Source organism: Paenibacillus sp. 01T442 (assembly GCF_056398345.1).
Genome location: NZ_JBFTPF010000005.1, coordinates 189914 through 214433, shown reverse-complemented (window position 1 = coordinate 214433; position 24520 = coordinate 189914). Strand labels below are relative to the sequence as shown.

The window sequence follows — 24520 nt, the reverse complement described above, 5'->3', positions numbered from 1 at the left end:
CCAACATTAACATATTCAGACTCAGCCAAACCCCACACCTTAAGATTGATCGATTTTGGCCTTAGGATTCTTTTTTACCAACCACTMATAAAACGTAGGAATGACAAGGAAACTATTTAAAGTTGAAGTAATCATCCCACCGATCACGACGATACCAAGTGTTTGCGAAATAACGGTATCTGAACTATGGGTCAATGCCAGTGGCAACAGCGTTAAGATGGTTGTGCCTGCAGTCATGAAGATCGGTCTTACCCGCGAGAGACTGCCTTGCATAATCGCATCTTTAATAGCCAACCCTTCTTTACGGTTTCTCTCAATTTTATCAATCAATACAATGCCATTCGTGACGACGATACCGGTTAACATCAAGACACCGATAAGCGCAGCTAAGTTCAATTCCCCTCCAAAGAGCATAAGGGCCAGCACAACACCACTTAGAGCTAGTGGAATGCTTAACAGTACGGCTAGAGGGGCTCTCCACCCCTTAAAGACTCCACTAGTAATCAGCAATACGAGTAAGATGGAAAAAGCAACGGCAATGGACATATCCACAATCATTTGTTTAACTTGCTCAGTGATACCACCTGTTGAGTACGTTACTCCACTTGGTAGTGCGATGCTTTTCAGTTTCTGGTCAATAGCGTTTGAAACTTTACTGATATCTGTTGAAGTGATTTGTAAGGTCACTGTTGAGAAGGATTGCCCATCTCGTTCTTGAATGGATGAGGGAGCTTGATTAGGCGCGATTGTGGCCAATTGATCGATTCTGATTTTTTGCCCATTTGCACCACTTACTGTTTCAGCGGCAAGCGCTGCAAGCACATCAGTTGACGTAGCATTTGCTTTGGGTACACGAGTGATGTACATATCCACCGGAATCAACTTATGGTCTACCTGGATATCAAAGTCTTTACCGCCAATCATGTACTGCCCAATTACTTTTGTAACGTCCTGAACGTTCACTCCAGCTTGCTGGATTTTCGCTCGATCGAGTGTAATTGCATATTTAGGTGTTCCGTTTGTTAGATCAGTTGCCCCTTGTACGCTAAGACCTTGTACTTCAACTAACTTGCTTCTAACGAGTTGTGCTGCGTCATCAAGTAGTTTCTGGTCTGCTCCGGAAAGCATAATTTTCATCTGCTTATCATCACCAGCAATACTTTGATTCGATACGGTATAAACTACTTTTTGATTTAATTGGGGTAACGTTTTTTGTAAATCGGAAATGACAGCATCTACATTATTTTTATCCTTTAATGCAACAGTCATATTGGCTATGTTCGGCAGTTGAATAAATCCGCCCCCAGCATCAAATACATCATCGGCTTGTGGCATCATCGTTGATCCGAAATTGGCTGAATACGAAGCGACATTCGGATTTACCTTCAGCACGTCTTCAACTTTTTGGACTTCTATATCCACTTCAGGAAGTGCGCTTCCTTTCGGGAGTTCAATTTGAATCGCTACATCGCCCGAATTTGCCGTAGGCAGCAGGCTCACTGGAAGTGTAGTTGCAAATATCGCAGCAACGATGAAAATTATTAATGAAATCGAAGTAATCCATTTTTTATGACTAAATGCAAAACGCAGAACTGGTTTCATCATGGGCTCAAGTGTTACGGATTTCGAAGTGTCATTTCTCCAGCCCATAAATGCAAAAGTTGGAACGACTAACATCGCAACAAAGAAAGATACAATAAGTGCAATGACGACAGACCATGCAAAGCCAGAGTAAGATGCGCTAATGACACCGCCAACCATGGCAATAGGTACATAGACAGCGATCGTTGTTGCGGTAGAAGCAAAAATAGCTGGCAGCATTTCTTTTACAGCAGATGAAAGCACATGTAAAGTGGATTGGTCCTTATTCTCCTGATATTTGCGATACATATTATCAAGAACAACAATGGAATCATCAACAATTCTCCCCATTGCAACAATCAAACCGGACACGGTCAAAATGTTAAGCGTAATTCCCATCGATTTCAAAACTGCCGTCGTGGCAAGCAGTGAAATTGGCAGCGATACAGCAATGAGCAGTGTTGAACGTACATTCCGGAAGAAGAAGAAAACGCACAACATAGAGAACAGGCAACCCAAAAGTCCTTCGCGCACAAGTCCTAATAGGGAAGCATTTAATTCATGTTCACGATCGAGCATCACAGTTAACGAAACATCGTTATTTTTAATCGGCGCTATTTGTGCAACGCGTTCTTTGACTAGTTTTGCTACGTCCGTAATATTCGATGACGGTGTTTTCAGAACATCTAAAAGGATGCTTGCTTTTCCGTTAGTGCGGGATACAGTTTTAATGTCAGTCAGAGAGTGAGATAGATCAGCCACGCTAGATAGTGGGACGTTAGTGCCTTGCTTGTTTTTTATCGGAATATTGCTTAACTCTTGGTCTGTTAAGTTCCAACATTTCACGGTTAATGGAAACGAGTCTTTATTGTTAGACACTTTACCAGTGGACCAATTCGGCAGCGCGGCGGCTAGTGACTGATTCAAATCATCCATGGTTAAACCACTCTTTGTTAAATCCTGCATCCTAACATTTAAAACATAACCATTGTTTGCTGCTCCAGTGACACGCACATCTGCGACGCCCGGAACGGATTTCAGTTGTTTAGCTATATCAGCCTCGACCGAAGAACGAAGTGTAGTTTCGTCAATGTTTGTACTGTTTGAAGTTAAGCTATAGCTCAAAATTGGAAATGTACTAGTCGTTACACGAGTGATAACCGGAGCCCCTACGTCAGTTGGCAGAACTGCGCTTGATATCGCTTGTTTGATGTCACTCTCTGCTTGTTTCATATCAAAATCCATTGGATAGTACAGATTCATTAAAAGTCCGCCGTCATAGGAATTCGTTTCTACATCCATTAAGCCATCAGATGATCGAATGGCATCTTCTAGTTTTGGTGTTACATTTAGTTTGACTTGATCTGCCTGGTAAGATGATGCACGTACGGAAACAAGCAGTGTTGTATTATTAATGCCTGGTAGATAATCACGCTGCATTTGAAAGGCAGAGACACCTMCCCATGCCAGAATAAGCAGCATACTGACTACAACTAGAATCGCCCTTTGCATCGAACCTTCAATTATTCTTTTCATTGCTCAAACCCCATTTCGTTTTTTCTTTTATCGAGTAAAGCATGGAAATACCGCTGAAACATTTTAGTAACGTATTTACAGAGAACACTCCTTAGTAGAGACATGTTTATTTATATGGCCTTCTTTCTTGTTTTCTCTTGTTACAACATGAAAGGACTGGGCTCATCCTGCTAAAGTTCAGAATGGATCAAAATAATTAATTGGTAAATTTTCCATATATTCTTTCGACAAAAAAGAGGATCTGACGAGTAGCAGATCCTGATCAATCGTTTTTCCTAACGCACTAGAAAAGTATTTTTTATTTTAGTACTAAAGGGAGTTACTTTTGAACAATAAGGGATATTCGCACATAAAATGAATCTCATCACGGGGTCATTGGAGAATTAAAATGTATTGGATATATCCAAATGAATATCGTTCCACATTTCAACCAATTTGGAATATAAATTTACAACAAGCTTTAGAATTAGTGAAATCATCCGTACAGGGTGAACAAAACGATGAGTTGTTCTACGATGAACTTATTAAGATTGCACCAACATCCGAACAGTCTGCCATTATAGCTTCCATACGAGATGATGAACGAGGTCATAATCAGATGTTTCGCGGTATCTACAGAGATTTTACTGGGCACGAGATACATGGTGTTAGTAATGAACTCTACCCAAAAGTACATTCTAATACAGATGGATTACAACAAGCTATTCAAGGTGAATGGTCTGCAGTTGAGAAATATCGGCTTATATGGTTTGGTCTCCCCCCTGGTATTTATCGCGATACATTGTATGGCATTATATTAGATGAGCAAAAACATGCAAGTAAATACAACTATTTGCTTACATTGAATCGGAAATGATTATCTTATGCATATAAAAAGCCAATTCGAATGCCTACGGCTGACGATATTGGCTTTTTTATATTAAGATTATACAGGCCTTTGTACCATTGGTGTTTCTTTTGGATTCGACCATAAGAAAACCGCCTTTTTAAAAAGGCGGTTTTTTCAGTAATACTATTTTCTCCTAGATCTAACCAAGTGGTAGGCATTACTAATGAGCAGCCCGATAAATAAGTACATTAAGCCGCCAAAAAAACCATAAATAACAACACCTACTATTGCGCTCAGCAAACCAAAAATCACTTGATCTTTATTGGAGACTGGTGAGGTTGGTGGGTCAGTCAACATAAATAGAGCAAAGAACAGTGAAGCATTAATAAAAGGAGGTCGAAATGCATCGGCAGCTTCTCCGACATGTATGAACCCCATTAGGAGTAATAACAAAAAATACGCAAAAAGAAATGCAAACACTTGTGGGAATTTGTTCACACGATTGGTAACCAAGTAACCCCCTAGTAAAAGGAATCCAATTGTCCAAGCTGGAAGATCTCCAAATGCGCCCCACCAGCTCTGTCCAGTTTGAAAAAAAAGAATAGATAAGAGTAAGCCGAAGGCTGCTGGATTAAATACTGGTTTCTTTTTATATACAAGAAGATGCTTAGATAAAATAGCCATGGTTACAGTAATAGCCGCAATATACCAAGAGGTTGCTGTGCTTAAAATTAAGGCGATAATAAGCCCTGTGATCACTGCACCATCCGGAAGCCATTTTTTTCTTTTACCCAAACGAAAACAAATCAAATCAATCCCTACTGCTGTAACTATAGYGATAATTGAATTATAAATTCCTTTTATATCTAATGAAAATATAGCGGCAATAATTAGAAGGCCAACCAAGGAAATGATGACATAGCTCTTCGGTTTTTTATGCCATGGATGGGTTGACACCTTATATCACTCCTACTCTTTCCACATGTAACTTCGACGTAATCAAGATCCCCTTAAATTGCAAGTCGTTTATCAAACTTTTGCCTTGATCCAAGCCATATAAACATACGACAGTTGAGAAGGCATCCGCCATCATCGCATATGGGGCCACAATACTGCAACTAATCAACTCATGGGGAGACTGTTTACTTTTCGGGTAAATAATATGATGGATGTCTTCACTTATTTTACTTTTGCGCTCGTAGCTGCCAGAAGTACATACTGCTTCATTCGATACTTCAATGACGTCAATAATATGATCCTTGTAGACCGGATGCTGAATTCCGATGCGCCAAGCATGACCTGTTTCATCTAGCCCTCCAGCATAAAGGTCTCCACCAGCATTAATAACAAAACCTTGAAATTTAGATAATATCTGGGATGAAAGGTCAATAGCAAACCCTTTCGCAACCGCACCTAAATCAATTACCAGTGGCTTATGCAAGTACATCGTTCGGTCATATTCGTTTAAGACAATATCTCGATAGGATGCATTATCTGCAGCAAGGTTTGAATAGGTTTCTCCTGTTAGATAATGTCGATTGAAGCCATACGCTTCCATTGTTTTTCCTATTGTGGGGTCAAATATCCCTTGTGTCCATTCCGCCACTTCCAAAGCAAACTTCAATGGCTGAAATAACCAGGAGCTGATCTGAACAGGGGTCCTTATCTGAAGACAAGCTCTCATTAATTCACTATCCGGAGTGAAACGGCTGCAAGCTTGTTCTATGTTCCGAAATGCATCAAAAGCCTGCTCTATTACAGGTTCAACCTCAGACATTGCAAGGGAAGTAACGACCTTAATCTCTATAACAGTATCGATCATTAACTTGGACTTTTTCACAATATGGATCATTATACATTCCGCGCTTGCATAAGTGCGTCTTCAATTGCATCTTGGAAGGCTTGTGTACTATACGTTGCTCCTGAAACATTCTGCACTTGAGCACTTTGCTTTTGTATCACTTCTTGAGGTAATCCAACAACATCGTTTTTGGAATAATGCATAGCAAAATGACTAATTTCCACATCGGTTATTTTATCATTGGTAATGCTCACTTTAACTCCAATGGACCCGCGTCGATTACTTCCACTTCCATCGAAGGTGCCATTCTTATATTGACTTTTGATCTGCTTGCTTACTGGCTGATTATTGGCTTGTATTTGCTGCTGAGGCTTCTGTAACGTAGCTTGTGTTTCTGTTGTCAAATACCCAGCGCTATACATGACGCCTATGGCTGTAGTACAAAGTACTATCCACTTTTTATCCATTTTGGCCATTTTGCATTCCTCCAACTTACAGTACTTATATGTAATTCACCTATCATCTACTTGATTAATGATACATCAAGTAAATGAAATTAAACTGAAATCAGCTATGCATTGAATTCAATTTCGAATATACTCCCCTTCCCTTCTTCACTCGTAACATGAATGTAAGCACGATGATTGCTTAAGATATCTGCGGCAATAGAAAGCCCTAATCCGGCCCCACCTAATTCACGTGAACGCGCCTTATCCACTCTGTAGAAACGCTCAAATATGCGTTCGAGCTCATCCTTTGGTATGCCAATACCTGTATCAGCAATTTGCAACATGGTTCTACCGTTCTGTTTAACGCCATATGTGATCGTCACTTGTCCGCCAGGCGGCGTATACTTAATCGCATTATCAAGTAAAATATAAATGAGTTGTTTTAATTGATCTACGTTTCCTTGGATTAAGACAAATTCCTTTTCCAGCAGTGGTGAATCTAAATTTAAAATAATCCCCTTCGCAAGGGCCAGCGGTTGTATAGCTTGAAACATTTGATAGGAAACTTGCCCTAAATTAATCTTTTCCAGCTTGATATTCAACGTTTTCGAATCACTGCGGGCTAACGTTAGTAATGACTCTACAAGCCGGATCATCCTTTTCACTTCATCTTGCAAACTATCCAGGATATGCTGTTCAAATTCAGGTAATGTATCCTTACTCTCCTCTAATAGTTCTACGGAAGAATGAATAACACTCAGCGGTGTCCTTAGCTCATGGGATGCATTCGTTGTGAACTCAACCTGACGATAATAGGATTTTTTGATAGGAACCATGGCTTTGCCTGCAAAAAAGTAGGCTAACCAGATGGCAATCGACAATAAAACAAGGGTAGAAAGCAAGAGGATTAGCCTAATTGTATGCAAGAGTGATACATTTGAAGATATATCAATGGCCATCCAACATCCCCCGCCAGCATCTTTCAAAATTTGAGAACTAACCAGAAAAGTCTGTTTTTCTCCCCCTTCTTCCACATAGAAGCGTTCACCACGCTCACTTTTCATTTCGTTTCGTTGGGACAAGTTAAAGAGCCGATTGGACATTTCTGTGTAACGGCTTGGAGAGACCTGAGTTTTCCCATCTGGACTCACCCAAACAATCAATTCATCTGAAAGCAGGAAGATCCATTCAACATTCTTGATTTCATGCTCCATGGTTCGCTTTCCCTTTATTTGCTCCTCTATGCGATGCTCCCATTGTTGTGACATTTTATTCTTTAGATCATCTAATTTTTGAATTTCATTGTGCTGAAGCGTTTCCTGTAAAACCAGATAAAAAAAAGCCGTTATGAGAATGATAACAATACCAAGGATACTGCCGAAAAATATCGTTAGCTGTTTTCTTGTTCGTTCGAACATCATTCTCCCCCTTCTACTACTAAGCGATAGCCAAGTCCACGTACATTTTGTATGATCTTATCGGAAAATGGATCGTCGAGTTTCTTGCGTAGCAATTTAATGGTGGCATCGACTGTATTGAGTGTAATTTCAGCATCTATGCCCCATACACGGTCAATTAGTTGCTCTCGACTTAATATTTGTTTGGGATGTTGTGACATGAACGATAGCAACTGAAATTCGCGGCGTGAAAGAGGAATAGATACTCCGTTTCGACTCACTTCATATGTACTATGGTCAATGACAAGCGTATCGCCAAATATTTTGGTATCCGCTTCCCAGTTTGTTTCTTTTCTACGATATAAGGCATGGAGACGAGCTATCAATTCCTCGAAAGCAAATGGCTTCACCAAATAATCATCTGCTCCTGCATTCAAACCCTGAACACGGTCAGTAATGGAGTCTCTTGCAGTTAGCATAAGGATCGGCGTCCGATTCTTCTTCATTCGGATTTCTTTGCATAACTCAATTCCAGTTTTATGAGGAATCATCCAGTCTAATATATAAATATCAAAGGTAGTTCTTTCAATGAATGCCAGCGCACTCTCTGCATCTAATGCCCATTCCACTTGGTACAGTTGTTTTCTAAGCTTATATTGAATCAACTCGCCAAGCTTCACATCATCCTCAACCAGTAAGATATGCATCCCCCATCACCTCCTCCTCAGATTTACTGCTATAGAAATGCGTGAATCAAAAATAATACAGCAAATGCTAGTCCACATCTTAAATGCCACTTCTTATCAAGCCTTCTGTATCGAAATAAACCCGAAATCGGCACTGGTAACAGGACTATTAATGCAAGAAGCCCGCTAATATTGTTGAAATCCCATTTAAAACCATACATAAAAACGGCAACCGCATGGAGTGTAATAAGTGCGATAGCGAGAATGGCAATTGAGGTGTGATATTTTTTCACAATACGAAGTAGCATAACCAAACCTTTTTTTAGAATAGCTAATTTCCCCCAAATGCGCTGTTTAATAATAAATGCTAAAACATAATTGGCTAACACTACGAATAAAGCAATTCGGGCATTGGAGCCATAATCTTTGAACGTATGCTCAAAACGACGATTGTGCAATGTTGTTGATGGTAAATGAAAAAGACTCCAAAGCTGCCAAATCACATAGATTGTGGCTACTGCCATCGCACCAAATACCCAAATGCGTTCTTTCTTAGGAATCCATGGTTGTTTTTCTTCTAGATTTCGCTGTGAACTCATCTTAACTCCTCCAACTCATAATCTTAGTTGTAATATACCCCAACTTTCTGAAAATGAAATGAAAAGCACAAAAACAGAAGTCACGTATTAGATTGTTATTTAAATTTGCTTGAGTTAGCTACTGTACTTTATCAAAAAATCAACACTCGTCTATAATGTTTTGTTTTTTTTGATAATGGAGAGAATAAGGGAATAAAAATACTGGAGAATTTAATGAACCTTAATCCAATAGTACCCTTCGAGCCAATAAGTACAGAAACTATACCAACATCAAGTGACTGGATTACACAAATAAAATGGGATGGAGTAAGGATATTAACGTATTTTGACGGTCATGAGGTTCGCCTAATGAATCGTAAACAAAATGATCGTACGAGCCAATATCCTGAGTTATTAGATATAAAAAGATATTGCTCCGCCACTTCCTGCATATTAGATGGGGAAATAATTGCGTTCGACCAAAAGAGGCCTGCGTTTCAAGAGGTAATGAAGAGGGAGTCGTTACGAAATAGACAAAGTATTGAACTTGCAGTTAGTCGTACACCAATTACCTATATGATTTTTGATATCTTAATGTACAATGACATATGGCTTGTAGATCGACCACTGTTAGATAGACAAAAGGTACTAGAAGAGGTCATTATTCCTAATTCTAATCTGCAAATAGTGCAGAATTTTAATGACGGGAATAAGCTTTTTGATGTTATGAAGGAGCACAATATGGAAGGCGTTATAAGTAAGGACCTCCGAGGTACTTATGCTATTGGGGGGAAAGATAAACGGTGGCAGAAAAAAAAGATCTTCCACGATTTATATGCAGTTATTGGTGGAGTAACGATGAGGAATGGAATTGTTAATTCATTACTACTGGGTTTGTTTGAAAACGGGAATTTGTACTACATTGGTCATGCTGGCACTGGTAAGTTAAGTAACAATGATTGGCGAAATATTACTCAATTAGTTCAATCAAAAATTATTTTGAATAGACCATTTTTAAATGAACCAGCAAGGAATAAAGAAGCAATTTGGATTATGCCAGTTCACACAGTAAAAGTGCAATTTTTAGAATGGACTACAAACCGAACTATGAGGCACCCTAGTATTCAAGCGTTGGTCGATATGCAGGTTACAGCATGCTCCTTTCAGCAGAACGAATAACATAAGCTTGACACGCTTTAAAAACCAGTATAAATTTAAGGCACTACGGTCTACAGTTGTGCACTTAGTCATATTTATAAACTAATCTTATATTGGTTGCGTTATGGAGGAGCCTGTCACCAAGGGCTCCTTATGTTCTTTTTCGACATAAGGAGTCCTTGGTAGGGCTCTTTTTTCATGCCCAAAAACAAACACACATTCGATATTCAGGAGGCTCTAAACTATGGAACAGCAAGCAATCTTGGCAATTGGCATTTTTTTACTTACGTATGGCATGATCATCACCGAAAAAATACATCGCACCATCGTGGCTATGATTGGTGGTGTCCTTATGGTCGTTCTTGGTGTTGTTGATCAAGGTTCCGCTTTGCATCATATTGATTTCAATACACTCGGACTCTTAATTGGCATGATGATTATGGTAAGTATTACGGCAGAAACAGGATTATTTACGTATATCGCATTAGTAGCAGCAAAGAAAGCAAAGGGTGATCCTGTCAGAATTCTGGTATCACTCGTACTTATTACAGCTATTGGCTCTGCATTTCTTGATAATGTGACAACCGTATTGCTCATGGTACCGGTCACCTTCAGTATCACACGCCAGCTGCGTGTTAATCCCGTGCCGTACCTCATTACGCAAATTCTGGCATCTAATATCGGCGGTACGGCAACGTTAATCGGGGACCCACCCAACATCATGATTGGAAGTGCTGTTAAAGAGTTAACTTTCATGGCCTTTATAAATAATCTTGCACCTGTTGTTGTCATCATCATGGCGGTCACAATTCCGATCTTCGTTATCATTTTCCGCAAGCACATACAAACTACTCCTGAGCTAAAGATGAGTATCATGCAAATTGACGAAAAAGAAGTAATTACAGACCGTAAACTGCTAACCAAAAGTCTTTCCATTCTAGGAATTACGATCATCGGTTTTTTTCTTCACCAGCTGCTGCACCTTGAATCCGCAACAGTAGCCTTAGCAGGGGCATTTCTGTTACTGCTACTGACTGGGGAACATTCGATGGAAGAAGCTTTCAACAAAGTTGAATGGTCAACGATTTTTTTCTTTGTTGGACTTTTCGTCTTGGTATCTGGTTTGGTAGAAACAGGCGTAATTTCTAAATTAGCTGCTGGGGCCGTAGAATTGACGGGAGGTAATCCTATTGCAACGTCTATGTTAATCTTATGGCTCAGTGCAATCGCCTCAGCATTTCTAGACAACATCCCTTTTGTGGCAACTATGATTCCTATGATTCAGGAAATGGGTACGATGGGCGTGGAAAATTTAGAACCGCTTTGGTGGAGTTTGGCATTAGGCGCTTGTCTTGGAGGTAATGGAACACTTATCGGAGCAAGTGCTAACTTGATCGTCGCTGGCTTGGCTGCAAAAGAAGGACACCCCATCAAATTTATTGCTTTTATGAAATATGGTTTCCCACTTATGCTAGTCTCAGTTGGGTTAGCCAATATTTATATGTATGTTAGATATTTTATGTAAGGAAGAAGAACCCCCTCAATAGGGAGTTCCTCGGTTCCTCGACTTCATTCTATTGGATAATTCGCCCAGTCATGGAGTGAATCATGATGGTAATTAGCTGGCCATCCTTCTCATAGGTAAGCTTATGAACAAGAGGAATTCCATTCCTAGATGGCAGATAGCAGGAAACTTCACTAATAGGTTTAAAAGGCATAAGCGATGTATCGTAAGCGACAGCGGTCCTTTTCGCATCCTCGACAGATACCGCCGGGTACATGGGTCTGCCAAGGCGTTTCTCTTCTAACCCAGGATGAACAGTGCCGCTGATACGTTGCACAACTCCTGTTTGATCTAGTTCGACGACCAATTGATCTCCGCATACGGTATGCTTAAATAGCTTTCTCTGCAAGGTAACCTTTGTAGAAGCAGTACCCTGATCTATTGCCACTATGTTCAAATCTCGTTCAACATGCTTGAGGCCATAAAGGGATTTAATTCTTTCCAAATACCTAAAGGTAATCCAACTAGGTGAATGTGCGGAAGGCTTGGTTAAATGACCCACAAGTAACAATGGTGTTTGAGTGACTGTATTCCACTTCATTTGCAGTGTATTGTCACTCTCGGTTCGAATGCTTTCCAGGATTCTCGCAGACCGTTTGGATATCTCCATGTTTTCTGTATTTGGTACTGAAGTAGACACTGAAAGCGACACGAATAATAGTAGTTTCCAAGTAAACAAGCAATCACCCCTTATTTACATTTTTGATCCATTTAAGAGATTTTATTCAATATCTAATTTTCATCTATACAGACATCCAGAAATTTGAGATATTAACATCGTCGTTTATTTAACAGTCGATCTGGAGGCTCTCATGATTTATTTAGCTATTATCATCTTTTTACTTACAATTACCTTCGTCATTTGGCAGCCGAAAGGCTTAAGCATTGGTTGGTCGGCATCAGCAGGAGCTTTGCTTGCCCTCGCTTTCCAAGTCGTTTCATTGCAAGATGTCGCCACAGTTACAGGCATCGTGTGGAACGCGACACTCGCTTTTGTCGGCATTATTGTGATCTCCATTATCTTAGATGGGATCGGCTTCTTTGAATGGTCCGCGCTCCACATGGCGCGCTTAGCCAATGGGAATGGAAAGCGCATGTTCGTCTACGTGATCCTGCTCGGGGCGGCAGTTTCCGCCTTTTTTGCAAACGATGGTGCGGCCCTGATCCTTACGCCCATCGTATTGGCTATGGTTAGAGCTATGAAATTGCCGGATGCCGCTATTCTCCCTTATATTATGGCAAGCGGCTTTATCGCGGACACCACGTCACTTCCGTTTGTCATTAGCAATTTAGTAAATATTCTTTCTGCGGATTTTTTCGGGATCGATTTTGTCACTTATGCCAGTCGAATGTTCGTAACGAGTCTGTTCTCGTTAGGCGCAAGCTTGCTGGTTCTCTATCTGTTTTATCGCAAACAAATCCCTGAAAGTTATGATATCACGGAGCTGAGACGCCCCTCGGAAGCGATTAAGGATATGAATCTGTTCCGATTATCTTGGTGGATTCTTGGCATCCTATTAGTAACTTATATCTGTAGTGGATTTATCCAAGTGCCTGTTTCCATACTCGTTGGGACTGCCGCTCTTGCCTTCCTCCTCATTGCCAGAACGAGCGAAGCGGTGAATACGAGAAAGATTTTGAGAGAAGCTCCATGGGCAGTTGTCATCTTCTCCATCGGGATGTATGTGGTCGTCTATGGACTTAAAAATGTCGGACTTACGGATGCGCTCGGGGAGCTGATCGACATCATTTCTGGTGAGGGTCTGTTCGCAGCCACGATAGGCATGGGATTCCTTGCAGCGATCCTTTCTTCGATCATGAACAATTTGCCGACTGTGCTGATCGATGCTTTAGCCATTCAAGGTACACAAACTGAGGGCATCCTCCGAGAAGCCCTGATTTATGCCAATGTCATCGGGACCGATCTGGGGCCCAAAATGACACCTATCGGCTCCCTAGCCACTCTGATCTGGCTCCATGTGCTTGCCAAAAAAGGAGTGAAAATTACGTGGGGCGGTTATATGAAAGCTGGCGTAATCCTGACGATCCCCACCTTACTCATCACGTTAATCGGTTTGTACCTGTGGTTGCAGGTTATATCCTAATTTGCTGTCCGGCTTTTGTGTGACTCCGTTTGAGAACCACCCTCCTAGGAAATAATTGTGAATAAAAGCTCAGAAGGGGCGGTTTCAAGCCTATGGCGTTAAAAGCAGAGAAAGCTAAGCTTCTCGTGGAGGGCAACGAGTTGACAATTACGAATCCGAATAAGCCGCTATGGCCTGATTTAGGCATCACGAAGGCGGATTACCTGACGACATTAAGTGAACTCTCGCCCTACCTCCTACGTTACTGCCGTAATCGCCATCTAACGACGATTCGATTTCCACATGGGTATGATGATAAGTCCTTTTATCAGAAAAATGCCCCCGATCCAGTGCCTAGCTTCGTTAAGCTAGCACCGCTAGATGGCATCAACTATGTGAATTTGGACTCGTTATCTACGCTCATTTGGCTCGGGAATCTGACTTGCTTGGAATTTCATCCTTCCTTCCATTACATCGGGAAGACGAATCCTGCAGAATGGCTCATTGATATCGACCCAACCTTGGAGGAAGAACCTCGCATCATGGAGGCTGCTCTTATCATCGGCGAAGTGCTTGATTCGCTGCGAATTCAGTCGGTTCCCAAGACCTCTGGAGCAACAGGCGTACAAATTTACATTCCAATTCAACCTGGCTATACGTTCGAAGAGCTCCGAAGAGTTGGACATTTCATCGCAACCTACACGGTTAACATGTACCCGAAGCTGTTTACCATTGAGCGCTTCAAGAAAAATCGCGGTGATAAGATCTATATCGATTACCTCCAGCATTGGTATGGAAAAACACTATCTGCTCCTTATACGCCGCGGGCCAGAAAGGATGCAACAATTTCAACTCCTTTGCTTTGGAAAGAAGTAGAACTTCGTCCAAGCATTAGCGAGTTCAATCAACTAACCATCATGAATCGACTACGAACCTACGGGGACCTGATTGACCGTGTTCCACCTCAAAATTTGAACGCTATACTAGCTAAATTAAAAGAGTAGTTCTAATTAGAACTACTCTTTTTCATCAAAATAAAGGGGATAACAATCGCGCAATTCTCTCTTTTCTTTTTTCACCAGGCGACCTCATCTCAAATTCAGATCGTATAACTTCCGTAGATGACTCCAAATCCATCACGAAATCTCTCTCCAAACGGGAAATTACCTTCACATCAAACATCACGGCATTCAATTCGAAGTTACTGAAAAAGCTGCGCATATCCACGTTCGCCGTACCTACCGTTGCCATGATGTCGTCCACGATAATCACTTTGGCATGAATAAACCCTTTCCGATACAAATAGAATCGAACGCCTACCTGTAATAATTCCTGTAAATAGGACTTTGACGCATATTGGACAATTGCGGAATCCGCCTCAAATGGAAGAATGATACATACATCAACACCACTGATTGCGGCAGATTTAAGGGCCATTATGATGCTCGGATCGGGAATGAAATAAGGCGTTGTAATCCAAATTCGGTTCTTCGCTGCAATCAATCCCGCAAAATACATTTCTTGAATGGCATCCCATCTGGCGTCAGGACCACTAGAAATGACTTGAACGATCGAAGGCTCCTGTACAGAGTGAACTGGATAATAACGCTTTTCCCCCAAGCTTTCCCCACTAACGAAATACCAGTCCGTCAGAAAGGTGCGCTGTAAATCATATACCGAGTCCCCATGCAGCATGAGGTGCGTATCTCGCCAGAAACCAAGTTTAGGGTCCCCGCCAACGTACTCATTCCCAATATTAATTCCTCCAACGAAACCAACCAAGCCATCGACAACCACAATTTTGCGATGGTTCCGATAATTCAACCGTTTATCAAAAAATGCTATCAATGGCTTTAGGAAAGGTTCCACAGCAATCCCCGCACGCTTCAATGAAGAAATGTAAGCCTTAGAAAGCGCTTGACTCCCAACACCATCGTAAATGACCCTTACAGCTACCCCTGCCTTCGCTTTCGTTATTAATGCTTCTTGAAATCTCATCCCAATCGCATCATCACGAATCGTATAAAATTCGAAGTGAATATGATCCTGGGCCTTCCCTATCTCTTCAAGCATCGCTTCGTAAGTCACGTCGGCATTCGTCAGTACGTCAACCCGATTCATTCCTCTTATTGGTGCATGAGGCACATGACGCAGCCAATCTCGCAGACGCTGTTCCCTCGGTAAGAAGCTGTCTTCGCCTTTTTTGGCATCTATGCTGACATTGTACGGAACGTGCTGGAGCTCTTGTATCAAGAGATTCTCGCTGCTATGATCATGAACTTTCTTCCGCCGCGCATATTCCCTTGCGATGAAATAATACATAAAGAACCCAATAATTGGGAAAATAAACAGAATACTAAGCCATGCTATTGACTTGGCTGGCCTTTTATATTCACAAATTAAAATTGTAGCTGCCTGAAAGATAAATAACAACAGTAATAAAATGATCCATACCAACAACACCAGCTCCTATCCCTACATCTGCATGCTGAGATAGCTTTTGCCATGCCCTTCGGAGTTATACCTTTTTCTTCTAACTAAACCTGTATAAATAAATTTTTCCAACTTTCGTAATAAAATCCTGCCCTTTCGCAGAACATAATCTACGCATTCTTATTTCTTGAACTTGATCATGGCAGGAGGTGCCTCTCGCTTGGCCAAAACACCTAAATATTTGATGAAAAGCATCCTGCAAAGTCGCAAAGCGATACCAACCAGCGAAGGGGATCCTCCTTCTAATTTAGATCAAGCTCTCGATATTCCGTTTATTGAKGATCTTAAACAGACTAAACTCTCGCTGCTACTCGATGAGAATCATAATTTTATTAAAGAAATGTTTCAGGAATGCTCTGATGTCGTTGTTAGAGAATTCGAAATTGACCCCCATATCCCAGCACTGCTGCTTTTCGTAGATGGTCTAACCAATACACAACTTCTGAACGATACGATGAAGTCACTCATGCTGATCGGAGGCGGGGAAACCTCAATCGAGCGAATTGCTAATGTCATTCTGCCAGTGTCACAAACGCAGATTTCCGACAATTATGGTGACTTGCTGACTTCCGTTCTCGGCGGTGATGCTGCACTGCTCGTTGAGGGGAACGCGAAAGCCATTCTGCTCGGCATCCGTGGGACAGAGAAGCGAACTGTTGGTGAACCAGAGACAGAAACGGTCGTTCGCGGCCCAAAGGAAGGCTTCGTAGAGAGTATTCGTACGAACACTTCTATGATTCGGCGTAAGCTCAAGACACCTCGACTCAAGATGAAATCCATGTGTGTAGGCAAAGAGAGCAATACCAACCTGGTTATCTGCTATTTGGATAACTTAGCAATGCCTTCGTTAGTCGAAGAGGTCGTCAAACGACTTGAACAAATCAAAATTGATGCCATTTTGGAATCAGGCATGATTGAAGAACTTATCCAGGACGATGCCTATTCGCCATTCCCGCAAATGCAATATACAGAACGTCCTGACGTAGTCGCCTCCGCCTTGCTCCAAGGAAGAGTTGCGATTCTTACAGACGGCACGCCCTTCGCTCTCATCGTGCCCTTTGTATTCATTCAGATTATGCAAACGAGCGAAGACTACTATGAGCGATTTCAGATCAGCTCACTCTTACGCATGCTTCGTTATGCCTTCATGTTTCTGTCGTTAACAACGCCTGCACTCTATGTCGCGATAACGACGTACCATCAAGCACTACTACCAACAACGTTAATGCTTAGTGTCGCTGCATCGCGAGAGGCTATCCCATTCCCGGCGGTCGTTGAAGCCTTCATCATGGAAATCACCTTTGAAGCCTTGCGCGAAGCTGGTATCCGACTCCCTAAGGCTGTTGGCTCCGCCGTATCGATTTTAGGTGCTCTTGTAGTCGGCCAAGCTGCTGTACAAGCTGGAATCGTTTCAGCACCCATGGTTATTGTTGTCTCGATTACAGGTATAGCTTCCTTTACCATTCCACGATTTAACGGTGCGATTGCTATTCGGATGCTGCGCTTCCCTATTCTCATTGCTGCAGCCGTATTTGGATTCTTTGGTATTTTTTTCTCATTGATGATTCTGATTGGGCACATGGCGAATCTCCGTTCATTCGGAGTACCTTATCTGTCTCCTGTTGGCCCTTTATCTGCTACAGATATGAAGGATGTCCTGATCCGTGCACCATGGTGGCAATTGAGAAAGCGTCCGGAGTTTATGGCTATTCAAGATAACACCAGTCAAGATGATACTCTTGCGAAGCAAATCAAGAAAKCTGGAGGTTTAGACGGCAGCAGTATCGACCACGTACACAAAGCCAATAAGGAGGAACAGTCCAATGATTCATCCTAAACAGCGTGTTAGGCTAGTGGCAACTTTACTACTATCCACGACTCTTCTTACTGGTTGTTGGGATCGTACAGAGACCAATGACCTCGCGTTTGTCCTTACTTCATCGGCTGATTTAGAGGATGACGGCAGATATCGTGTTACTTATATGTTCCCTCTCCMCGGTTCCATGGGTGGAGCTAGCGGTGGAGGTGGCGGCACCGCTGGGGGGAAAAGCTATTACATTGATTCCGAGGTCGGGCTCACCTTCCGCGATGCAGTCAGCAAGCTTCAAAAACGTATGGCAAGACGCATCTTTCTCTCACACCGCAGAACGATCGTCATTGGTGAAAAGCTAGCGGAAGCAGGCATCAATTCCTTGTTCGATGTTCTTCCGCGTTCACCAGAGAATCGGATGACAAGCTACCTGATCGTAACCAAAGGCAAGGGCTATGACCTCCTTAATACAGAGCCGAAATTCGAGCGCTTTCCCGCTGAAGTCCTTCGTGAATTAGCGAAGTCTCGCAGTTCTATGCCTACAACAATGAAGGATGTTGGGATGTCCTTAAGCTTTAACAGTGATCCAATCATGAGTTATATGGAACCTCGAGATGGACAAGTCTCTAAAGAGCCATCCCATGAAATCCAATTCGTTGGTTATGGGCAGTTCAAAGGGGATAAGATGGTTGGCATTTATAAGAAGAAAGAAGCATCGGGGCTTTTGTGGCTTCGAAATCAAGCAAAAGAGCAACAGCTCACCTTCCCCTTGGAGGAAGGCAAAAATATTTCCATCTCCATTGTTGGCGGCAAGACAGAGATCTCACCTAAGCTTCTGGAAGACAAAGTCATGTTTGACATCATCGTAGAAGCTCGTGGTGCTGTGAGGGAAGACCTCACTGATGAGGATTTGTATAATTCCAATACCCTCCATAACGTAGAAACAAAGTTCGCAGAGCAAATCAAATTATCAGTACTCGCAACGATTAAACAGATGCAAAAGGAAGGCACGGATTCGGCTCAACTTGGTCTCATTATTTGGCGAACACATCCTCAGAAGTGGAACGAGCAATTCGGGAAGGATTGGGAGCGTTATTTTAAAGATGCTGAGTTTAATATTGTTGTGAAAGCCTCCATTCCCGATACAGGTGTGATTAGCCGCAATGTGACTAAGGGAGGGATTTAGACGATGGATGGGATCTTTGTTATCAGCTTTCTTATCATTTTGGTCGGATCTTTCATGATCGATCGCAAGATGCTGCGGACGACGGGAACTGGGAATCAAATAACCTATGGTCTTTCCATTGGTTTAATCCTACTTTTTCTCATCATGAAATATCTCCATGTGAGTATTCCAATGCCCTCCTATTTTTTCGTGCAAGTGGTTTCTCCTTGGTTCATACGAGTTCTTGRCATTTAAGATGAAAGGTGGTGTTCCTCATCGATAGTAAGCGGGTCATTAACCAACGGCAGCTCTCTTGGCTAGCTTCTTCCATTGTCACCAGCGGAGGCGTTCTCACGTTGCAAAACGAATTGATACGCATCAATCAAATGGATGCTTGGTTTAGCTATTTACTTTCTATTCTCTATGTCTTTCTAATCGCTGGCTTCTTTAGCTATTTGGTTAAGCTCTATCCCTATAAGAACATTTTTGAAATTTCCAAAGAAATATTAGGTCCTTGGCTGGGCACAGTTATGAATCTACTCATTTTGTTTCATTTCTGGCAAATTGTCGTTCGTGATATTTCCTCTGTATCCAGATTTAGTTCTACCCTTTTACTGAATACAACGCCACTTGAAATTATAATCTTACTAAACTGTTTGCTGCTTTTGTATTTCGGTAAAACGAGTGTAGAGGTTATCGCACGCGTCAATGACCTGTTCTACCCACTCTTCGTCGTGACAATTACCATTATGCCGCTGCTCTTATCGAACGAATTTTTTTTGAGGCTAACAACGCCTGTACTGACAATGCCGCTTCAGCACTGGACAGCTAGTTCCGTTCTAACACTCGGGAGCGCGGGTGATGTTTTCATTCTGGGCGCATTCCTACATATGCTGTCCAATGCAAATCATGTTCGTTCGGCTATTCGCCATGGCTCCCTGCTAGGTTTTTTTCTACTCACACTCATTTTATTTGCCATCATTGCCGTACTCGGTCCTAAGATGCCTGCAAACTTCTCCTATCCTAGCTTTAATCTAGTTCAAACGATTCATATCACTGATTTTCTAGATCGCCTTGATCTCATCATGCTCATGATCTGGTATCCAACCGTTGCGTGTAAAATGATCGCCATTTATTTAGCGCTTCTGCTCGGCATTAGCTCCATTTTCAATGATCGAAATTACCCGATGATTAACAAACCTATCGCCCTGTTAATAGGATTGTGTACTTGTCTTTCCTTTAAAAGCACCACCGAGTTGCTCAGTTTCTCCAATTTCAGCTCACCCGTCATTGTCTTGGCTTACCAACCTATCGTCATGGTCGTCCTCCTTATCGCGGGGCATAGAAAAAAAAGGAAGTATCCGGATGCTTTTCCCACTCCCACTGGAGGAACGCATGTAAAGGAGGATCCCGAACAAAATTCAGGCAAACTTAGCCAACGAATGTCCTATACACAATGGTTATGGGGAGGAAATCTAGTTTTGGTCCTTTGCGTAGCATTTGTTCTAATTGGCCTGATGTTCGGCGAAAGATCTACGATGATTGGTGAGATTTGTGCAATAGGCTTTGGCAGTTCTCTATTGTTGACGACCTTGACCACCTATATGGAGCTTACCAAGCTGAAACAAGCTGAAAGCAGTAACTAAGTGAAGTTGCAGCCGTGAATTGATTTATGGAGGAATGCTTATCGTCAATTAAAAAAGCACCCGCCTAAGCGAGTGCCTCGTAAAAATAATAAGTTAAACAGGAACTGATTGATTCAAACGGCTTTTCGCGACCTTTAAGTAGCCATGCACATTTAAGTATTCACTATCATTGGTGAAACGCAATTTCATTGCTCCTGCCGCGTCTTGGATATACGGCTTCAGTGCAGTCGCACCGCCGCCAATCACGTAGAAGCATTGAATATCTGGGCATTTGCGCCAGCGCTTCTTAATCATTTCGACCATGCGTACCGCAGCACGTCGGAAATGCAGATCTACGATTGGCCGAATATCTACTTGGCCTTCGCCGGGAAGCTGAATCGTAAATTGACGATTCTTCACGCGCTGCGCCAGCTTCGCTCGGCTTGGGAACAAGTGGCCATAGGCATCTTCAACGTCACGAATAATTGCATCCAAATACGTAGCAATCCCGATCTGCTCGCCATGGCTAAAATGGTTATCAATCGCCATGCGTTTGATGACAGGGAAATCTGTCGTCAAGGCACCGATCTCGCAAACGCCTATACAGCCGTTGTATATTTCTTCGTCCTTGACCTGCAAGCTATCGTGTGTTGCCATATGGAACATGGCCGCAGCACCTTCAATAGAGACAGCTACTTTGCGGATCGAAACTTTAATTTTACGATTATGGAACTGTGGTGTGGAAAGGAATGTCACTTCATGCTCACCTAGAAGTCGATGTTCAAATGTCTGACTATATTTAGGGAAAGAACGAACAGGCAAACCCGTACCCAATGTGTATTCTACTTCGTCAACATTGCCGTAACCAGGGCCCGCTGCTTGATTCGTGAGACCCTGATAAGCAAGTGCAGTCAGTGCTACAATGAGGGATTGATCCGATAGCGCTTTATTATCCGTGTCTTCTAGCTCTAGGTTATCCTCGTGCTCTAAGGCCAGTTGCCCTACGAAATAACGTTGATTCCGCTGTGAAAGGCTTGGACTATAAATAACGACATCCAATGCTTTCCAAGGTGAATCTTCTTCTTGCAAAATGTGTCTTTCGTAGCCCGGCGCTATGATATTTGGAATTACTAGTGGTTCTCTAGACCCATCTAGCACCAGCTTAATACTATCGTTCCCTATGTCAATACCTGCAAGCTTAATCATGTGTGCCTCCACTCCAAATCTACAGCTTTCTGTAATTGTATTAGTAAATTCGATCATATACGACAGGATTCCTTCCTACTTTAGACTCATTTTCCTAGGACTAGTAGGTAGGAAGGCAGGTTTTTAGCAAAATATGACGAATGATGTACAGAACTTCACTTTACCAAATTCAACCATGACAGGAGACAACTTAGTCCTTATGAAGCTTAAGTGGAAACCCAAAAAACTGACGCTGGTTATCATTCCAGATGCTACGCAATCGGTTGTCAGATTTCGCATTTCCCATTTATCTGCCTATATCGCTGCAGCATGCTTTACCTTGCTAATGCTGATTTCCATAACGATTTACTTTATGCATGCACATACCGTGAAACAGGCAAGTGACCTGCAATCGAAGCTAAGCGGTGCCCACCAGCAATGGAGCGCAACCCTAACTTCTAAGAATGAGGCCATCGAACAATTGCAAAACGAAGTCATTCAACTGTCCCAGCAAGCTGAACAGATGAAAACCCAAGTGGAGGAAGTAAAAAAGTTAGAGAGTGATCTCAAAACCATTGCTGGCATTGATCACGAACCAAGTAACGTCGCCGTTGCAAGCAATTCATCTGAAGGCAAGGCGAAGAAAGATGCCAATCAGCCGACAATCGGCGAGTCTCCCCCTTCAACAGGTGTAGGTGGCAGCCCCAATCCTGTCTCACAAGATATCATTCTTAAGCTAGGTCAAGATACACTTGCCTCCTTCACTGCGCTGAATGGCGAAGTACAAGAGTTGCAAACGAATTTAGTACAAACGAAACAGAAAGTGGCCGACAAGCAGGAGCAACTTCGCATCACACCGACGTTATGGCCAACGAGCACGAAGGTTGTTACTTCTCCTTTTGGCTATCGATCCGATCCATTTACCAAAATACCTAGCTATCATTCCGGCATTGATTTCGGTGCTCATGAGAATGATCCCGTCTATGCAACGGCTGCTGGTAAAGTCGTCAGTACAGGTAAGGACATTTACCATGGCAACAACATTGTGATTGAGCATTCCAAGGGCTTACGCACCTGGTACATGCATTTAAATAAAATTCTAGTTAACAAAGGTGACTCTGTAGAAAAAGGCGGTACGATCGGATTAGTCGGATCTACGGGCCGAAGCACAGGAGCGCATCTCCACTATGAAGTACTCAAAAACGGCGAAAGCGTCGATCCCAAGCCTTACCTTAAATCGATTCGAAAGGATGATAACTAACATGTTCAAAAAAACAAAAAACCTCATGAATCCAAATACAACCGATACTCTGATAGGTGAGGGAACAAGCTTTGAAGGCCGTATTAAATCAGAGGCAAGCATTCGTATTGAAGGCGGAATTACGGGTGATATCGACTGCGCAGGCGATGTCATTATTGGCGAGCACGGCGTCGTGAAATCCAATATCTCTGCGCGAGATGTGGTTCTGGCTGGCAGCGTTCAAGGGAATATTACAACCAAAGGCAAGCTGACCATTACCTCTACAGGCTCCCTTCATGGCAATATTAGCGCAGCTTCTTTCATTATTGAGGAAGGTGGCGTCTTCCAAGGCAGCAGTAAAATGGAAACGAAATCGGACGTGCCTGTTCCTGTGCCAAACAATGAGTCTGAAACTGGGAATCGACCTGTTGCTGCTCCTGACAATTTGTATAGAGGCAACACCGTGGCCATGTAATTCCTTACTGCTAGGATAGAAGCTTTCCACATGATATACTAGTTGGAAATTCATTTCTAACTGATGTAGGAGACACGGAAACTATGAGAGAACAAGCCATCCTATTTGACCTAGATGACACGTTGGTTCATTGCAATAAATACTTTGACTTTGTCATTGACCAATTCGTAGATTTGATGCTTACTTGGTATTCAGGACATGGTCTAACTAAGCAGGACATTAGGCAAAAACAGTTGCAAATCGACCTTGCTGGTATCCAAATTCACGGCTTTATGCCGGAACGGTTTCCGCAATCGTTCGTTGAGACGTATCAATGGTTCGCGCAGCACTACAACCGTCCTGTAAGTCCCAAAGAGGTGGACTGGCTCATGCAGCTAGGTCACACGGTCTACAGTTACACCGTGGAGCCATACCCACTGATGAATGAAACCCTTCACAACCTACAACAAGCTGGACACAACTTGTTTCTGTATACAGGCGGAGATGTTTCCATTCAAATGAAGAAAATCAAGGATGTCGGTCTTGACCAATTTTTTCAGGATCGTATCTTCGTAACCGTCCATAAGACACGTGAGTTTATGAATACATTGATGCAGGAAAAGCAATTCGACCGACAGCACACGTGGATGATCGGCAATTCCATCACAACAGATGTGCTGCCAGCGCTCCATGCGGGTATCCATGCGATTCATATCCCCGTTGCTGATGATTGGGTATTTAATAATGGGACGATCGACGTCACGCCGCAGGGCGCGTTTTACCAATTGCCCTCGCTACTGGAAGTGCCTGAGGCCATCCAATCGTATATTAAGAAATGAAAGAACGATCCCCCGGTGAAAGCTGAACCGGAAGGATCGTTCTTTT

General features: G+C 42.5%; 22 protein-coding genes. 12 read left to right on the top strand and 10 right to left on the bottom strand.

Annotated elements, in window-relative coordinates:
* Positions 1-39: 39 nt before the first annotated feature.
* Positions 40-3117 carry an efflux RND transporter permease subunit gene (locus AC1DLM_RS07470; RefSeq protein ID WP_477569580.1) on the bottom strand — a complete coding sequence of 1026 codons (3078 nt, stop codon included), beginning with the start codon at positions 3115-3117 and terminating at the stop codon, positions 40-42.
* Between the two features lie 388 nt (positions 3118-3505).
* Between AC1DLM_RS07470 and AC1DLM_RS07465 the strand changes: the two genes are divergently transcribed.
* On the top strand, positions 3506-3973 hold the full coding sequence (locus tag AC1DLM_RS07465; protein ID WP_477569579.1) for a ferritin-like domain-containing protein: 468 nt from the start codon (positions 3506-3508) through the stop codon (positions 3971-3973).
* A 156-nt stretch (positions 3974-4129) separates the two neighbouring features.
* Here the strand turns inward: AC1DLM_RS07465 and AC1DLM_RS07460 are convergent, their stop codons facing one another.
* From AC1DLM_RS07460 to AC1DLM_RS07435, 6 genes are all read right to left on the bottom strand, one after another.
* The gene (locus tag AC1DLM_RS07460; protein ID WP_477569578.1) at positions 4130-4903 is read right to left on the bottom strand and encodes an RnfABCDGE type electron transport complex subunit D; all 774 of its coding nucleotides are present in this window, start codon (positions 4901-4903) and stop codon (positions 4130-4132) included.
* Position 4904: 1 nt separating this feature from the next.
* On the bottom strand, positions 4905-5798 hold the full coding sequence (locus AC1DLM_RS07455; RefSeq protein WP_477569577.1) for an FAD:protein FMN transferase: 894 nt from the start codon (positions 5796-5798) through the stop codon (positions 4905-4907).
* The gene (locus AC1DLM_RS07450; RefSeq protein WP_477569576.1) at positions 5798-6223 is read right to left on the bottom strand and encodes an FMN-binding protein; all 426 of its coding nucleotides are present in this window, start codon (positions 6221-6223) and stop codon (positions 5798-5800) included. Before AC1DLM_RS07450 ends, AC1DLM_RS07455 begins: the two co-directional genes overlap by 1 nt.
* A gap of 95 nt (positions 6224-6318) precedes the next feature.
* Entirely contained in the window at positions 6319-7617 is a 1299-nt protein-coding gene (locus tag AC1DLM_RS07445) for a sensor histidine kinase (protein ID WP_441988310.1), read from the bottom strand.
* Positions 7614-8300 carry a response regulator transcription factor gene (locus AC1DLM_RS07440; protein ID WP_477569575.1) on the bottom strand — a complete coding sequence of 229 codons (687 nt, stop codon included), beginning with the start codon at positions 8298-8300 and terminating at the stop codon, positions 7614-7616. The genes AC1DLM_RS07445 and AC1DLM_RS07440 overlap by 4 nt, the downstream gene beginning before the upstream one ends.
* A 29-nt stretch (positions 8301-8329) precedes the next feature.
* Positions 8330-8878 carry a hypothetical protein gene (locus AC1DLM_RS07435; protein WP_477569574.1) on the bottom strand — a complete coding sequence of 183 codons (549 nt, stop codon included), beginning with the start codon at positions 8876-8878 and terminating at the stop codon, positions 8330-8332.
* 213 nt (positions 8879-9091) lie between these two features.
* Here AC1DLM_RS07435 and AC1DLM_RS07430 point away from each other — a divergent pair, with 213 nt between their 5' ends.
* Together AC1DLM_RS07430 and AC1DLM_RS07425 are read left to right on the top strand one after the other, a co-directional pair.
* Positions 9092-10036 carry an ATP-dependent DNA ligase gene (locus AC1DLM_RS07430; protein ID WP_441988307.1) on the top strand — a complete coding sequence of 315 codons (945 nt, stop codon included), beginning with the start codon at positions 9092-9094 and terminating at the stop codon, positions 10034-10036.
* Between the two features lie 223 nt (positions 10037-10259).
* The gene (locus AC1DLM_RS07425; protein ID WP_477569573.1) at positions 10260-11540 is read left to right on the top strand and encodes an ArsB/NhaD family transporter; all 1281 of its coding nucleotides are present in this window, start codon (positions 10260-10262) and stop codon (positions 11538-11540) included.
* 49 nt (positions 11541-11589) lie between these two features.
* Here the strand turns inward: AC1DLM_RS07425 and AC1DLM_RS07420 are convergent, their stop codons facing one another.
* Positions 11590-11967 carry a hypothetical protein gene (locus AC1DLM_RS07420; RefSeq protein WP_441988305.1) on the bottom strand — a complete coding sequence of 126 codons (378 nt, stop codon included), beginning with the start codon at positions 11965-11967 and terminating at the stop codon, positions 11590-11592.
* A 424-nt stretch (positions 11968-12391) separates the two neighbouring features.
* On the opposite strand from AC1DLM_RS07420, the gene AC1DLM_RS07415 reads away from it, so the two are divergent.
* Together AC1DLM_RS07415 and ligD are read left to right on the top strand one after the other, a co-directional pair.
* On the top strand, positions 12392-13684 hold the full coding sequence (locus AC1DLM_RS07415) for an arsenic transporter (RefSeq protein WP_441988304.1): 1293 nt from the start codon (positions 12392-12394) through the stop codon (positions 13682-13684).
* A 92-nt stretch (positions 13685-13776) separates the two neighbouring features.
* Positions 13777-14667, top strand: a complete 891-nt coding sequence (ligD, locus tag AC1DLM_RS07410; protein WP_477569572.1) for a non-homologous end-joining DNA ligase — start codon at positions 13777-13779, stop codon at positions 14665-14667.
* 25 nt (positions 14668-14692) lie between these two features.
* On the opposite strand, the gene cls is transcribed toward ligD, so the two are convergent.
* A complete protein-coding gene (gene cls, locus AC1DLM_RS07405) occupies positions 14693-16120 on the bottom strand; it encodes a cardiolipin synthase (protein ID WP_477569571.1) in 1428 nt (475 codons plus the stop codon).
* 220 nt (positions 16121-16340) lie between these two features.
* Between cls and AC1DLM_RS07400 the strand changes: the two genes are divergently transcribed.
* From AC1DLM_RS07400 to AC1DLM_RS07385, 4 genes are read left to right on the top strand one after another with little or no spacing between them, the layout of a single operon-like run.
* Entirely contained in the window at positions 16341-17993 is a 1653-nt protein-coding gene (locus tag AC1DLM_RS07400) for a spore germination protein (RefSeq protein WP_477569606.1), read from the top strand.
* Positions 17980-19152, top strand: coding sequence for a Ger(x)C family spore germination protein (locus AC1DLM_RS07395; protein ID WP_477569570.1), 1173 nt, complete (start codon positions 17980-17982; stop codon positions 19150-19152). Before AC1DLM_RS07400 ends, AC1DLM_RS07395 begins: the two co-directional genes overlap by 14 nt.
* A 3-nt stretch (positions 19153-19155) precedes the next feature.
* Positions 19156-19386 (top strand): hypothetical protein, encoded by a 231-nt coding sequence (locus AC1DLM_RS07390; RefSeq protein WP_477569569.1) that lies wholly within the window; start codon positions 19156-19158, stop codon positions 19384-19386.
* An 11-nt stretch (positions 19387-19397) separates the two neighbouring features.
* A complete protein-coding gene (locus AC1DLM_RS07385; protein ID WP_477569568.1) occupies positions 19398-20777 on the top strand; it encodes a GerAB/ArcD/ProY family transporter in 1380 nt (459 codons plus the stop codon).
* A gap of 93 nt (positions 20778-20870) precedes the next feature.
* Here AC1DLM_RS07385 and AC1DLM_RS07380 read toward each other — a convergent pair whose 3' ends face one another.
* Positions 20871-21962: a ParM/StbA family protein gene (locus AC1DLM_RS07380; RefSeq protein WP_056608471.1), complete on the bottom strand. Its 1092-nt coding sequence runs from the start codon at positions 21960-21962 to the stop codon at positions 20871-20873.
* A gap of 199 nt (positions 21963-22161) precedes the next feature.
* Between AC1DLM_RS07380 and AC1DLM_RS07375 the strand changes: the two genes are divergently transcribed.
* The 3 genes from AC1DLM_RS07375 (at position 22162) to AC1DLM_RS07365 (ending at position 24474) form a co-directional block, all read left to right on the top strand.
* Positions 22162-23202, top strand: coding sequence for a M23 family metallopeptidase (locus tag AC1DLM_RS07375; RefSeq protein ID WP_477569567.1), 1041 nt, complete (start codon positions 22162-22164; stop codon positions 23200-23202).
* 1 nt (position 23203) lies between these two features.
* The gene (locus AC1DLM_RS07370) at positions 23204-23656 is read left to right on the top strand and encodes a bactofilin family protein (RefSeq protein WP_441988297.1); all 453 of its coding nucleotides are present in this window, start codon (positions 23204-23206) and stop codon (positions 23654-23656) included.
* Between the two features lie 83 nt (positions 23657-23739).
* Positions 23740-24474, top strand: a complete 735-nt coding sequence (locus AC1DLM_RS07365; protein WP_477569566.1) for an HAD family hydrolase — start codon at positions 23740-23742, stop codon at positions 24472-24474.
* Positions 24475-24520 lie beyond the last annotated feature (46 nt).